This window comes from Pseudomonas sp. NPDC086251, from assembly GCF_044746405.1.
Taxonomy (GTDB): domain Bacteria; phylum Pseudomonadota; class Gammaproteobacteria; order Pseudomonadales; family Pseudomonadaceae; genus Aquipseudomonas.
The window spans coordinates 184,352-198,343 of record NZ_JBIVBY010000003.1; the positions used below are offsets into that span (position 1 = coordinate 184,352).

Annotated in this window: 11 protein-coding genes; all 11 read right to left on the bottom strand. The window is 63.0% G+C overall.

Annotated features, from left to right (window positions below; translation table 11 throughout):
• Window positions 1-45 precede the first annotated feature (45 nt).
• Entirely contained in the window at window positions 46-810 is a 765-nt protein-coding gene (gene madM / locus ACIPL2_RS06575) for a malonate transporter subunit MadM (protein ID WP_401354120.1), read from the bottom strand.
• 1 nt (window position 811) lies between these two features.
• Window positions 812-1,228 (bottom strand): malonate transporter subunit MadL, encoded by a 417-nt coding sequence (gene madL / locus ACIPL2_RS06580; protein ID WP_401354122.1) that lies wholly within the window; start codon window positions 1,226-1,228, stop codon window positions 812-814.
• 71 nt (window positions 1,229-1,299) lie between these two features.
• Window positions 1,300-2,205, bottom strand: a complete 906-nt coding sequence (gene mdcH / locus ACIPL2_RS06585; protein WP_401354124.1) for a malonate decarboxylase subunit epsilon — start codon at window positions 2,203-2,205, stop codon at window positions 1,300-1,302.
• The gene (locus ACIPL2_RS06590; RefSeq protein ID WP_401354126.1) at window positions 2,202-2,822 is read right to left on the bottom strand and encodes a malonate decarboxylase holo-ACP synthase; all 621 of its coding nucleotides are present in this window, start codon (window positions 2,820-2,822) and stop codon (window positions 2,202-2,204) included. The genes mdcH and ACIPL2_RS06590 overlap by 4 nt, the downstream gene beginning before the upstream one ends.
• Window positions 2,816-3,619, bottom strand: coding sequence for a biotin-independent malonate decarboxylase subunit gamma (gene mdcE, locus ACIPL2_RS06595; protein ID WP_401354128.1), 804 nt, complete (start codon window positions 3,617-3,619; stop codon window positions 2,816-2,818). The genes ACIPL2_RS06590 and mdcE overlap by 7 nt, the downstream gene beginning before the upstream one ends.
• Window positions 3,616-4,458, bottom strand: coding sequence for a biotin-independent malonate decarboxylase subunit beta (locus ACIPL2_RS06600; RefSeq protein ID WP_401354131.1), 843 nt, complete (start codon window positions 4,456-4,458; stop codon window positions 3,616-3,618). Before ACIPL2_RS06600 ends, mdcE begins: the two co-directional genes overlap by 4 nt.
• On the bottom strand, window positions 4,451-4,750 hold the full coding sequence (locus tag ACIPL2_RS06605; RefSeq protein WP_059402568.1) for a malonate decarboxylase subunit delta: 300 nt from the start codon (window positions 4,748-4,750) through the stop codon (window positions 4,451-4,453). The genes ACIPL2_RS06600 and ACIPL2_RS06605 overlap by 8 nt, the downstream gene beginning before the upstream one ends.
• Window positions 4,750-5,625: a triphosphoribosyl-dephospho-CoA synthase gene (locus tag ACIPL2_RS06610; protein WP_401354134.1), complete on the bottom strand. Its 876-nt coding sequence runs from the start codon at window positions 5,623-5,625 to the stop codon at window positions 4,750-4,752. Before ACIPL2_RS06610 ends, ACIPL2_RS06605 begins: the two co-directional genes overlap by 1 nt.
• Window positions 5,625-7,295: a malonate decarboxylase subunit alpha gene (mdcA, locus tag ACIPL2_RS06615; protein ID WP_401354137.1), complete on the bottom strand. Its 1,671-nt coding sequence runs from the start codon at window positions 7,293-7,295 to the stop codon at window positions 5,625-5,627. Before mdcA ends, ACIPL2_RS06610 begins: the two co-directional genes overlap by 1 nt.
• A 213-nt stretch (window positions 7,296-7,508) precedes the next feature.
• The gene (locus ACIPL2_RS06620) at window positions 7,509-7,964 is read right to left on the bottom strand and encodes a chemotaxis protein CheW (protein WP_401354140.1); all 456 of its coding nucleotides are present in this window, start codon (window positions 7,962-7,964) and stop codon (window positions 7,509-7,511) included.
• Entirely contained in the window at window positions 7,957-13,962 is a 6,006-nt protein-coding gene (locus tag ACIPL2_RS06625; protein WP_401354143.1) for an Hpt domain-containing protein, read from the bottom strand. Before ACIPL2_RS06625 ends, ACIPL2_RS06620 begins: the two co-directional genes overlap by 8 nt.
• Between the last annotated feature and the right edge of the window lie 30 nt (window positions 13,963-13,992).

Consider the following 13,992-nt stretch of genomic DNA (forward strand, 5'->3'; position numbering starts at 1 on the left):
GCTTGCTCGCGAAGGCGCCGGTACAGTCAACGAAAATCCAGCGGCTTACCCCACAATCCCGCGAACAATGAAGTACAGCAACGAAGGCCCCAACAAGCACCCAAGCCCGGTATGGAACGTCGCCGTCAGCGCGCCATAAGGCACCAGCCGCCGATCCGTCGCCGCCAGCCCCGCCGTCACACCGCTCACGGTCCCGGCCAACCCGCCAAACACCATCGCCGAGCGCGGGTTATCCAGCCCCATCCATTTCGCGGCCATCGGTGTACCCACCATCACGAAAATCGCCTTGATCAACCCGGTGGCAATCGACAACGCCACCACATCCGAACTCGCGCCTATCGCCGCGCCCGTCACCGGTCCGACGATGTAGGTCACCGCGCCAGCACCAATGGTGGTCATGCTCACCGCATCGCGATAGCCGAACGCCCAGGCAATGCTCGCGCCGACAATGAACGGCAGAATCGTGCCAAGCAGCAGCGCAATCGCACCGATCAACCCGGCCTTCTTCGCTTCGGTGGCCTGCACTTCAAACGCGGTAGCGACGATCGCAAAGTCCCGCAGCATGGCGCCGCCCATCAAACCAATGCCGGAAAACAGCGACAGGTCTGCCAGGCCTTTCTGCCCGCCGGTCAGGGTGCCGCCGACCCAGGCCAACACCAGCCCGATGACGATGGCAATCGCCGAGCCGTGAATCCGCCCGTACGTCAGGCGCTTGGACAACACCACCGACACCCACATGATCACGCCGACGAACGCGAACGCCGTGACCAGACCGTTATGTTCCAGACCTTTTTCAATGAGATCCCACATATCAGCGGCCTCCTACAGGTGTGCCGACGGGGGTGACTTCCGTCGGTTCGTCGGGCAAGGGTTCGCCTTTATGAGTGCGGCTGATCAGGGCAATCGTGCAGCCGCAGATCACCACCGAACCAATCGCCGCGAGCACGGCTACCGGGCCGCCGTGCAGCGCGGTCACGACGTTTTGCTGCGCCGCCATGGCGACCACCACCGGAATGTACATGGCGCCCCAGAAGCCGACGCCCATCTCGCAATCCTTGGTCATGCCGCCGCGTTTTTGCATCCACAACCGCGCGCAGATCAGCAGGATCATCGCGATCCCGACGCCGCCGACGTTTGATTGCACACCCAGCAACACGCCGAGCATGTCCCCCACTATCACCCCTGCCAGCGTACAAATCGCCAACAGCGCCACACCGTAAATAATCATTGTTGTTGTCCTCAAAGTGCATCGTCGAATGTTGTTTTTGTTGTTCGAAGGCCTGAGTCGGTGGTCTCGGGTTAGCGGCTTCCCTCCTCACGCAACAGCGCTTGCAAGGTGTCGAGCCGCGCACCGTCGAAAGCCATCACGGTGCCCTGCTCGAACACCCGGCGCGCCAGCCCGGTCAGCACCGCACCGGGCGGCAGTTCGATCTGTAGCCGTACGCCGCGCTCGTAGGCGCTTTGTACCGTGCCGCGCCAATCCACCACGCGGCACATGTTGAACGCCAGGTCGTCGCGCAAGGCTTCGATGCGGGTGACGGGCCGGGCGCGACTGCCGCTCAGGTAACCCAGCGTCGGCGTTTTCAATTGCACCTTGGCGAAGGCTTCGGCCAGGGTTTTGGCGGGTGCGTCCAGCAGTGGGCAGTGCGAAGGCACGCTGACCGCCAGACGCTTGGCCAGTCCGGCACCGTGAGCTTTCGCCAACTCGGCCACCGCTTGCATCGCCCCGTCGCTGCCGGCAATCACCACCTGGTTATCGGCGTTGATGTTGGCCAGGTAAACCGGTGAGTCGATGCTGTGAACCTGCGCCAGCACCCCTTCCACCGTCGCCAGCTCCAGACCGATGATCGCGGTCATGCCGTAGCCCTGTGGATACGCTTGCTGCATCAGTTCACCGCGCAGGCTGACCAGATGCAGCGCATCGCTGAAATCCAGGGCGCCGGCGACGACTGCTGCCGGGTAGGCGCCGATGGACAGTCCGGCCACGTAATCCGCCGTCAGCGACAACTGCCGTGCAGCCGCCACGCCGGCGATCAGCAGGCACAACTGAACCGCCCGCGTCGACTTCAACGCTTCGGCAGAATCCAGCAGTAACGCATCTTCGCCGAGGACATCACTGGCCTCGTTCACCGTTTCCCGAGGCAAACGATGGAGCATGCCCGGCTGCTGCGCGCCCTGGCCGGGGAACACCAGCAAGCTGCTCACGCTGCTTGCTCCTGCGGGTTCCACGGATCAATCACCAAGCAGGCTTCAGTAGCATTTTTCAGCAAAACCCGACGTGCAGAGCTGGCCCATTCGCGCAACGCGACAGCACCGAATGGCGTCTGCAATTGCAGGTCCACCTGGCAGACAGTAGCGTCGAGAAATTTCACCATGTCGAGCGCTTGAGCACGCGCCAGCGGTTGCGGTGTACGCAGGATCAAGTCGAGATCACTGCGTTCATGCAAGGCTGCAAATCCGCTGGCCAACTCAAACCCGGCACTGCCGCTGACACCCCACACCCAACCGCAAGCGTCGAGCATTGGCCGCAGGTGATTCAGGGCACGCAGTGCCGGCAAATCCCGACCGATATCGACATGACAAAGCTCTTCCGGCCGCACCCGACGCTGAATCGCAGCAGTCGCCATCGACGTCGCATAACGCTGCTCACGCAAACGCCCACGCACCCCGACCGCGATCTGATCCGGTGCGCTCAACGCACGCCGAACCACCACCGGTTGACCCGCGCTGAGCGACTCGATCACCCACGAAGGTGCGTCCGCCGGCAACTGTTCCGGAGTCATTCCCCAGAGCAGGTCGTGGGCCAGATACGTGTTCACCACTGTTCTCTCAACAATTGGCGAACCTTGCTCGATGCGGCGCGGTTTGCTGCCCCCAAACGACTGCTCAGGTCACGTCCTTTAGCGACAACGTCAGCCACAGCCTGATTCAGGCATTCGTTGACGCGTGCCAGATCCGCCGCCGTTGGCTGCTCGATCTGCTCCACCGACAAGGTTTCCCAGAGCAAACCGAGGCTGGCGTAGCTGTCGATGTCATACGCCATCGGCGGCACGCTGGCGGCCAGGGCTTCGAGTTCTTCGACGCTGCGCAAGGTCACCCGCGCCGCCGACGCCTTGCCCATCGCATGCACCATCACCCCCGGATCACGCAGGGCAATCAGCCGATTGGCCTGATACCCATGAGCGAGAAACGCCCCGGACATCGCCTTGCCTACCAGCAGACCAATTACCGCGTGACCGGCCAGCCGCGCGCGGGCGTAACTGTCTGCCGCACCGGCCAGTGCCTGATGAATGCCGAGCGCTTCTTCGCGCCGACCGTAAGCCTGACTGGGCACATCGACGATGGCGATCAGCGCGCTTTTTTCCGATTTATCGAGATCGGCGGCGATGACTTCATCCACCGCTTTAGCCAGTCCCCAACCTTCCAGCAGACCGACTTCGCCATTGCGGGCGCGGACAAAACGGTTCTCGGGATCGGCCACCACCGCGATGAAGCGAACCGGTTGGTCGCCCAACACGCCATCGGCCACCTTCAGTGAAGCGGGCAAACCTTCGACGGTGTTGGCCCCGGCACTCAAGGCGTTGAACCAGTTCAAACCTCTCAGGGAATACGAACTCATGAGCGCTCTCCTTGATACAGATCGCGAACCGTCGCCGGCTCGATTTGTGGCTCGGCGTCCAGACGGGCCAGCCGTTGCAGGAAAAGCTCGGCCTGTTGGCTGCGTTGCTGTGCTGGCAAACCCTGTTGCAGCAGTTCGCTGATCTGCTGTTGAACTTGCGCCACGTCATCCGCGACAAAACGATCGACCAAACCACTGGCGAAACGCTGCTCGCCACCGGTCAGGCTCCAGATAAAAGGACGATCACGGGAGTCATATTCCTCAAGCCCGGCTTCCTGTTCGATCACCTGCGGACCGTTGAGGCCAAGGCGTGCTTCCTGGGTCACCAGCAAGTAACTGCACAACCCGGCCGCAATCGACATGCCGCCAAAGCAACCCACACTGCCGGCCACCACGCCGATCACCGGTTGGTACTGACGCAGGTCGACAATCGCCGCGTGGATATCGGCAATCGCCGCCAGCCCCAGGTTGGCTTCCTGCAACCGCACGCCACCGGTTTCCAGCAGCAGCACGGCGCGAGTCGGCGTGCCGTTGCGGTTGTCTTCGGCGGCCAGTTCCAGCGCGCCGGCAATTTTCGCCCCGCCGACTTCACCGAGGCTGCCGCCCTGGAAGGCGCCTTCGATGGCCGCGATCACCACCGGCAATCCACCGATGCTGCCCTTGGCGATCACCACGCCGTCATCCGCTTGCGGCACCACGCCCTGGCGCGACAGCCACGGCGACATGACGCGTTGAAACGGGTCGAGCAATTCGCGGTAGGTGCCGGCATCGAGCAAGGCTTTCGCCCGTTGCCGGGCACCGAGTTCAACGAAACTGTGCTTCTGCAGGAGATCAGTCATGGCCGATCTCCTCGAAGCCCTGCTCCAGACGCAAGCGCACCACGCCCGGCGTCGCGCCGAAGTCGTGGATATCGATGGCCATTGCCGGTGGTGTCTGGCCGTCGAACATCCGCGCAAACAGATGCTGCCAGCGTTGTTCGGCGCCGTTGACCGAGGTCTGCACCTTGATCGTCAACTTGCCGGCCTGACCCGGCTCGATCAGCACTTCCAGATCACCCGAGCCGACACAGCCCACCAGCGTCTTGCCGCGTGGCGGCTGCCCGGCGGGAAATTCAAAGGATAAGGTTTCCATCACAAAGCTCCCTGGATGAGGCCGTCGCCAGACTCGATACGGTCAATGAACAGGCAGGCTGCGAGCAGGTCGGCAGCGCCACCGGGCGAGGCATTCAAATCAATCAGTTGTTCGTCCAATTCATGCAGACGGCGGCGGCCGGCGAGGCTGGCGCTGCCGCCCGCGTCGAGCACGGCTTGGGCGCCGAGTTGCATGGTGTGCAGGCCTTGTTCGCCGGCGCGGTAGAGCACGCAGGTGTCAGCCAGTTGAGTCATGATCGCCAGCAGCGCATCGAGCCGGGCGTTCTGCTCACCATGGCCAGCGGCGCGGCTGCGCTTGAGTTGCGGCAGTGCCCGTTGAATCACCGCAGGGAAGCCGAGTTGCGCTTCTTCACGGGCACCGCGTGCGCCGTAACGTTGTGCGACTTGGGCGCCGTGGCTGAGCGGACGCGGGGCATAGCGGTCGTCGAGCAAGGCCAGGCGCGCAGCGCGCAACGTCATCGCGCCAGCGCTGCTTGATTGAGGTTCCAGCGCCGCAGCGGCGACCAGCAGGCCCAAGGCCCAGATGGCCCCGCGATGGGTGTTCACGCCGTTGGTGGTGGCGAGCATCGCGTGTTCGCCGTCACGACCGATCTGCCCGACTGCTTCGCGCAGTGGCAAACCGACGTCGCCGAATTCGATGGCCGCTTCCGCCATTTCCTTGAACGCCGGCCAGAGCGCCAACGCCGAAGCGTGCATCAGCCCGAGGTGCAAATCGGTGTGGGCGCCATTGCCGCGACGGTCAACCAATGCCGGTTTCGGCGACAGGTCCGCTTCGTCGATCAGCGCGTCCACTGCCAGGTCCGCCAGCCGCTCGGCCAGCGAGAGAGGTTTGGGTTGCAGGTTGAATGCGTGCATTACCAGCTCCTGAACTTGGCGGGCGGGTTGTAGAGGCCACCGGACCACTCGACCAGATCCGCTACGCTTTTCGCCGCGAGCAGTTCGCGGGTGGCGTCGGTGCGGCGGATGCCGAGGTCTTCGGGCAAGGCGATCAAGCCTTCGCGGCGCATGCGCGCGGTGTCTTTCGGGTTGTGGCGCAGGCCGATGACGGTGACGCCTGCGACCGCAGCGATCATCGCCTGGCGTTCTTCCAGCGAACGCGCCTTGTACAGATAGGCGATGCCTTCTTCGGTCAGCAGGTGCGTGACGTCATCCCCGTAGACCATGATCGGTGCCAGCGGCATGCCGCTTTTGCGCGCGACTTCCACTGCGTCGAGGGTTTCGACAAAGGTCGGTTTGCCGCCTTCCTGGAAGGTCTCGACCATTTGCACCACGAGTTTCTTGCCGCGTTCGAGCATCGGTTCGGGCGCGTCGGTGTGGCGCATGTCGAGCCAGGCCGGCGTGCCATGGCGGCGACCGCGCGGGTCATGTCCCATGTTCGGCGCGCCACCGAAACCGGCGAGGCGGCCGCGGGTGACAGTGGAGGAATGGCCGTCGCCGTCGACCTGCAAGGTCGCGCCGATGAACAGGTCCACCGCGTACTGCCCGGCCAGTTGGCAGAACATCCGGTTGGACCGCAGCGAGCCGTCACGCCCGGTGAAGAACACGTCGGGCCGGGCGGCGATGTAGTTTTCCATCCCCAGTTCGGTGCCGAAGCAATGCACGCTTTCGACCCAGCCGCTTTCAATCGCCGGGATCAGCGTTGGGTGCGGATTGAGCGTCCAGTTGCGGCAGATCTTGCCTTTGAGGCCGAGGGATTCGCCGTAGGTGGGCAGGATCAATTCGATGGCGGCGGTGTTGAAACCGATGCCGTGGTTCAGGGATTGCACGTTGTGTTTTTCGTAGATGCCGCGAATCGCCATCATCGCCATCAACACGTGCACAGGTTTGATGTGCCGTGGGTCGCGGGTGAACAGCGGTTCGATGTAGAACGGCTTGTCGGCCACCGCCACAAAATCGACCCAGGACGCGGGAATGTCGACGCGAGGTAGATCGCTGACATCGTCGACCAACTGGTTGACCTGAACGATGACGATGCCGTCGCTGAAGGCGGCCGGTTCGATCAATGCGGGGGTGTCTTCGGTGCTCGCGCCGGTGTAGATGTTGCCGGCGCGGTCGGCCATGAAACCGGCCGAGAGCACGACGTTGGGGATCAGGTCGACCACCAGTCGCGCATACAGCTCGATGTAGGTGTGGATCGCGCCGATTTCCAGCAGGCCGTCTTCGAGCAATTGGCTGATGCGCAGGCTTTGGGTGCCGGCGAAGGAGAAATCGAGCTTGCGGGCGATGCCGCGTTCGAACAGGTCCAGGTGCTCGGAGCGTCCGACGCTGGGCATGATCATGTGCAGGTCATGCAGCTTGGCCGGATCGGCCTTGGCCAGGGAGCGCGACAGGAAATCCGCCTGCTTCTGGTTATTGCCCTCCAGCACCACACGGTCGCCGGGCAGGATCAATGCCTCCAGCGCTGCCACGATCTTGTCGGTGGGCAGAACTGCGCCGTCGGCAAAGCCTTTGACCAACTCGAGACGCCGCTGCTTTTCGCTGCGCCGCCGCGTCCATCGCGAGTCGGGGGATATTGTTGTTGTCATGACCACTCCACGGGTTCGCTGTCGTGGGGTCACCTTAGGAGTGTTGGGTGGGGGGCATCAATCAAGCGCAGCGTTGGATCGTTACGGTCAGGGTAATGGTTGAAAAGATTGCGGTGATTGTGCGGGCCTCTTCGCGAGCAAGCCCGCTCCCACATTTAATTTGTGAACGATGCAAAACCAATGTGGGAGCGGGCTTGCCCGCGAAGGGGCCCGTCAGATCAACCCAGCACTCACAAGTAAACCCTCCAGTGCCAACAAATCCGGCACCTTCGCCACTTGATCTCCGACCTGCACCGCCGCCTGTTCCAGCGCGCACAACGGCACATCGACGTAGCTCAACTGACTGTCCAACTTGTACGAACGCGGAATGCCCTGCACCAGTAACGCGATGAATTTCAGTTCAGGTCGCCCGCCCAAGGCATTGAGAATGACGATCCGCGCCCGCTCGCCGATGACGATTTTCTGGCCGCACGCCGATTCGAAACTCAGCAGCGGAATCTGCCGGTCGCGCCACCTCACCCGGCCCAGGTACCACGGCGGCGTATCCAGGTCGAAGGCGCCGGGCTGGTAGTCGATCAGCTCGGCGACAGCGACGTTGGGCAGGATCAGGTTGCGGTCAGCCAAGGGCAGCAGCAGGCCGGTGAGGTTGCTGGTGCGGTGTTCAAGCATGGGATTTGCTCCACAGGGCGATGCTTTCGAGCAGCACCGATTCCTGGTACGGCTTGCCGAGGTAGTCGTTGACGCCGATGGCCATGGCGCGGTCGCGGTGTTTCTGGCCGGTGCGTGAGGTGATCATGATGATCGGCAAATGCTGCAAACGCTCGTCGGCGCGCACCTGGGTCGCGACTTCGAAGCCGTCCATGCGCGGCATTTCGATGTCCAGCAGCATCAGGTCCGGCGTGTGTTCTTCGAGCAGCAGCATAGCGTCGACTCCATCCTTGGCGGTCAGCACGTTCATGCCGTGGCGTTCCAGTAAACGGCTGGTGACCTTGCGCACGGTCACCGAGTCATCTACCACCAACACCAGCAGTGGTTTGTGCGGCTCGACCTCGACATCCTGGGTCAACGTCCGCTGTGGCACATGCGCCTGCATGGCCCGGATCGGCGCGAGCAGATCGAGAATCAGCACCACCCGACCGTCACCGAGAATCGTTGCCCCGGACAAACCCTGCACCGCCGCAAATTGCGGGCCGAGGCTTTTCACCACGATCTCGCGGGTGCCGGCCATGGCGTCGACTTGCACGGCGATGTGGCGTTCGTTGCACTGCACCAGCAACACTGGCAACGCCAGGCTCTGGCCCAGCAGTTTCGGGCGGGTGCTGGTTTTCAGCAATTCGCCGAGGTAGCACAGCTCATAGTGTTGCCCGGCGTATTTATAGGTCGGTGGATCGAGCCGGTAATGCCCTTCGAGTTCGTTGGGCAGCACGCGCACGATGCCGTCGATGGTGTTCAGCGGGATCGCGTATTGGTCCTCTCCGCACTGCACCATCAGTGCACGGTTGACCGACACGGTAAACGGCAGGCGGATGCGAAAATGCACGCCCTGCCCTGGCACCGAGTCGATGCTCATCGAGCCGCCGAGTTGCCGCACCTCTTCATGCACCACGTCCATGCCGACACCACGTCCGGAGATCTGGGTGATTTTTTCGGCGGTGGAGAACCCCGGCTGCAGGATGAATTGCAGCACGTCGCGGTCGCTGATGTCGCTGTCCGGCGCCAGCAATCCGCGCTTGATCGCCTTGCGCCGTACCGCCTCCAGCGGCACGCCGGCACCGTCGTCGCGGATGTCGAAAATGATGTCGCCACCCTCTCGCGACAGGTCGAGGGTGATCCGCCCTTGCGCCGTTTTACCCGCCGCCATACGCACCTCGGCGGATTCCAGCCCATGGTCCACGGCGTTGCGCAGCATGTGTTCCAGCGGCGCAGCCATGCGCTCGAGGACGTTGCGGTCCATCTCGCCTTCGGCGTTGCCGACGATGAATTCGACGTCTTTGCCCAGCTCGCTGGAGACCTGACGGACAATGCGTTTCAGCCGTGGCAGCATCCGTTCGAACGGCACCATGCGCGTGCGCATCAGGCCTTCCTGCAATTCGGTGTTGATGCGGCCCTGCTGTTGCAGCAGGTTTTCCGCGTCCTGATTGCGTCGGTCGAGGGTTTCCTTGAGGTCGAGCAAGTCGGAGGCGGACTCGAACAGCGCGCGTGACAGCTGCTGCAACTGCGAGTGACGGTCCATTTCCAGCGGGTCGAATTCTTCGTAGCCCAGGCGCTCGGCGTCGACTTGCTGACGGCTGAGAATCCGCCCCTGGGTTTCGGTATCGAGGCGGCGCAATTGATCGCGCATGCGCTCGATGGTGGTTTCCATCTCGCTCAGGGCCACCCGTGCATCGTTGACCTGCTGTTCGATGCGGCCGCGAAAGATCGAGGTTTCGCCGGCCAGGTTGACCAGGTCATCGAGCAGTTCCGCCGAGACCTTGACCATGTCGGCAGCGGCATCGGGTTGTGGCGCGAGCGTCTCGATTTTTGCCGTTGAGACCAGCGGTTCCGCCGCCTCGGGCAGCGCCGGGTGGCTGAAATTCTGGATCGCGTCGATCAGTCGATCAGCCGGCGGCATGGGATGACCGGCGCGGGCCGCGTCGAGCATCTGCGCCAGTCGGTCGTGACTGCTTTGCAACAGCGCAAACAGCGCAGCGGTTGGTTGCAGCACACCCGTCGACAAGCCTTCGTAGAGGAATTCCAGCTCGTGGGCGAGGTCACCGATCGCCGCGATTTCGACCATTCGCGCGCCCCCCTTGAGGGTATGCAGATCGCGCAACAGGGTTTCCATTTCCTGACGATTCGACGGCTCGGCCTGCCAGCGCAGCAGCGCCGCACCGGAGTTTTCGATGATGTCGAAACCTTCTTCGAGGAAGATCTCCAGCAGCTCCGGATCATGCCCCGGCGAATCCTCGCCCCGAGCAGGCTCGAGCGTTTCAGCCGCGCTGGCATTGCCTTTGCGGAAGTCACGAATGGCTTCGATCAGCTCGCCCGGATTGCCCAGAGGCTGCTGGTCCTGCAACTGTTCGAGCAACGTTGCGAGCCGGTCATGGCTCTGTTGCAGCAGTTGCGCCAACGCCTCGCTGTGGCTGTAACGGCGATCTACCAGACCTTCATAGAGGCTTTCCAATTCATGGGCCAGGTCGCCGACCGGCTCGACCTCAGCCATGCGGGCGCCGCCCTTGAGGGTGTGCAAATCTCGCTGTAACGACAACAACGGCGCGGCGTTGTCCGGGTCGTTCAGCCAGCGCTGCAAAGCCTGGCCCGCGCTTTCGAGAATATCCACGGCCTCTTCGAGGAAGATCGAAACGATTTCATCGTCCAGTTCTCGGTCCCTTGTGGGAGCGAGCCTGCTCGCGATGGGCTCATGGGCGCCGCGCTCATCCAATGAAAACGCGTCATCGTTGACGTCCATCGCGAGCAGGCTCGCTCCCACAGGGGGTAAGGTGTTTTCCAGTTCGGCGGTGGCTTCGCCCAAATCGCGGATATTCAGGGTGCGGCTGCCGTCGCTGCGGATCAGGCCCATGGCCGACGGGTCGAGGCTCGTGTCGAGCAAGTCGCGCAAGGCCCGGATACGTTCCGGTTGCGGGCTGACTTCCTGGCCGGCGGCCAGTTCGTCGAGCATGTTGATCAGCGCTTCATGGGCACTTTGTGCCTCATGGAAAAACGTCTCGCTGACCGCCAGGCTGCTTTCTTCCACGGCGCCGTACAGGTCAAGCAAGGCTTCGCAGAGGTCATCCACCGGGTGCAGATCGGCCAGGTGCGCGCCTTCGCCGAGGGTGGTCAATTCGTCCAGCAGCGCGCTGAGTTCCTGACGCTCGCCGGGGTGCTGCTGCCAGCGTTGCAACAGGCTTTCGGCGTCCAGCAGGATGTCCATGCCCTGGGCGAGAAAGTTGTTGATCAGTTGCGGATCGCGCTTGGTGCGCAGTGCGGTGTGCGGCGCGCTCAACAGGGCTTGCAGGCGCTCGGCCAACAACGCCTGGGGGCGTTCGATCAACGCGTGGGCACCGGGAATCTCGGCCAGCGGATCGGTCTTGAGTTGACGCAAGCCGAGCCGGAACAGGCCTTCGGCTTCGAGCAGCAGCTCCACTTCGTCCAGGTCCAGGGCGATGAGGTGCGCCTTGTACTCACGGGCCAGTTGATCCAGCGAAGCCGCGAGCTCGGCAATCGGCAACACGCCGGCCATGTAGGCGCTGCCCTTCAAGGTGTGCAACGCGCGCTGCAGCTCGTCGCTGGCCTGCAACGGCACCTGCTCGGCGGCTTGATCGAGGAAGCGGTTGAGGCTGTTTAAATGGGTCTCGGCTTCTTTGCGGAAAATCTCCAGCAGCAGCGGATCGAGGGCCGCGACATCCTGTGTGTCCTCATCGCTGGCCTGGTCATCGCCCTTGGCCAAGGCATGCGCGCGGGCTGCCAATTGATCGACATCGTTGCGCTGGCGTTGGGCATTGGCGGCGAATTCGGCCACCAGTTCCGGCAACAGGTTCAGTGCATCAGTCACTAATTGCTGGACCGCAGCACCGGGAGCGACGCTGTGTTCGAGCACGCGATTAAGCAGATTTTCCACGGTCCAGGCCAGTTCGCCGAGCACCAGGGCGCGGACCATCCGGCCACTGCCCTTGAGCGTATGAAAGGCCCGGCGCAATTCACTCAGGGCCGATTCACTGTCGGGATTGGCCGCCCAGCGTGGCAGGTATTCCCGGAGGATCTCCAGGACTTCATCGGTTTCTTCGAGGAAGACTTCCCGCAGCTCATCGTCCACGGGCTCTTCACCCGTCGGCGGCGGTAACAGGCTACCCGGGGTGTTCCGCGCGGGGGGATTGACGGCGGGAACGGGACTGCCCAGCACCTCGGCCAGCGTCTGCACGACCTCGGGATCGTCGAGTGCCTGCTGCTCCTGCATGACCTGCGCTTCACTCGGGCTCAGCACGTCCTCAAGCACCGGCACGTTCTGTTCACTGGGGAAAAAACCGAGTGCGGCGAGGCTTTTCTGCGCAACGTCGAGTAACTGTTCACCGGGGGCTTCGGGGTCGTCGCTGAGACGCTCCAGGTAATACTCGATGCTGGTGACCACATCGGCCAGGCTGTCCAATTCCTGCCAACCGGGCTGGTCCGGTTCCAGCAGCAGATGCTCGCGGATAAAGTGGTTGCAGGCCTCGATCAGGCTTGCCGCGCGGCTCAACGGAATCATCGCCAGCGCCCCGCGCACCTGGGTCAGCAAGGCCGGCAATGGCTGCAAGTGCTGTCGGTCCCAGTCGGCGTCGATGTAGTCGACGATCATGTCCTTGGCCTGTTGCAGGCAGATGCGTGCTTCGCGGATGACGATCTGGTGAATCTGCGTCAGGTCGGTGGTCGGCAGGCGGCTTTCTTCCTGGCTTTCCGGTTCCACGGTGCCAACCATGCCGGCCAGGGTCGCCTCGACGTAGAGCAAGGCCCCGGCGACGTCCATGAGGATCGCGTCGTTGGGTTCGCGCTGGCCCTGGGCAAGGCTCAACACCACCGCCAATTGATCAATGATGACCTTGCGCGGCTGGCCGAAACCCAGCACCGCCAGGGTGTCGGCGATCTGGCGCAGCGGCGCCAGCAGGCTTTCAAGGTCCGAGGTGTGCTGGCGGTCGCTGCGCACGAACAAGTCCAGGCGCTCTTTGACCCGCACCAATTCTTCACACAGCGCTGCCAACACCGAACGCATGGCGTCGCGGTCGGGGCCCGCCAGCCGTGCGCGTTCTTCGTCGACCATTGCGCTGTCGGGCAGCGCGTCGTCCAGTCCGTAGCGATCTTTCATGGTCAGCATCTGCCCGGTGGGATGTTCGGCCTTGGCAATGTAAAACAGCAAACTCTTGAGCAGCTCCGGCGGCGCCGGTTGATTGATGCCACGCATGCCCTGTTCGAGCAGGCGCTTGAGTTCTTTGTCGGCGTCCTTGAACAAGCTGCGCAGCGCCGGACTGTTGGCGATCGAACCGCTGCGCATGCCTTCGACCAGCGCCGAGGCGACTTGCCACAACGGGCTCAGCGGCGCGTTGCCGCACAACCCTTCGAGGCGCGCGAAGACCTTGGCCAGGTAATCGAGATTGGTCTGGTTATCCTGCTCACGCAGGAATCCGACCAGGGCCATTTGCAGCATCTGGCGCAATTTGCGCAGCACGTTGGGCAATTCTGCCGGTTCCAGCAGCGCCAACGATTCTTCGTCCAGCGCGGGCAGTTCCGGCAGTTGCGGGCTGAACAGGCTGGTTTCCGAGAGCAGGCTTTCACCACGGGCGCTGCGCAAGTCGTTAATCAACGGTAGCACCACCAGCGGCAAGTCGCGGCGGGCGCCTTGCACCCGATCAAGGTAAATCGGCAGTTGCCCAAGGGCCTGCATCAACAGGTGGATCGATTCGTCGCGATGGCTGACGCGATCCTGCTGCAAGGCGGCGGCCAGTTGCTCCATTTCTTCGGCGAGCAATGCCGCGCCGTAGAACTCGACCATCTGCAAACTGCCGTGAACCTGATGGATGCACGCCAGGCATTCACTCAGGGCGTGCGTCGCCTGCGGGTCATCGAGCAAGGTTTCGATTGCCTGATGAGCCACTTTCAGTGTTTCGGCAATCTCGCCTTTGACCCACTCGAGGGCCACATAGTCGTGCCGATCACCCATAACCACTCCAGTCCCCACGCCAATCAAGAA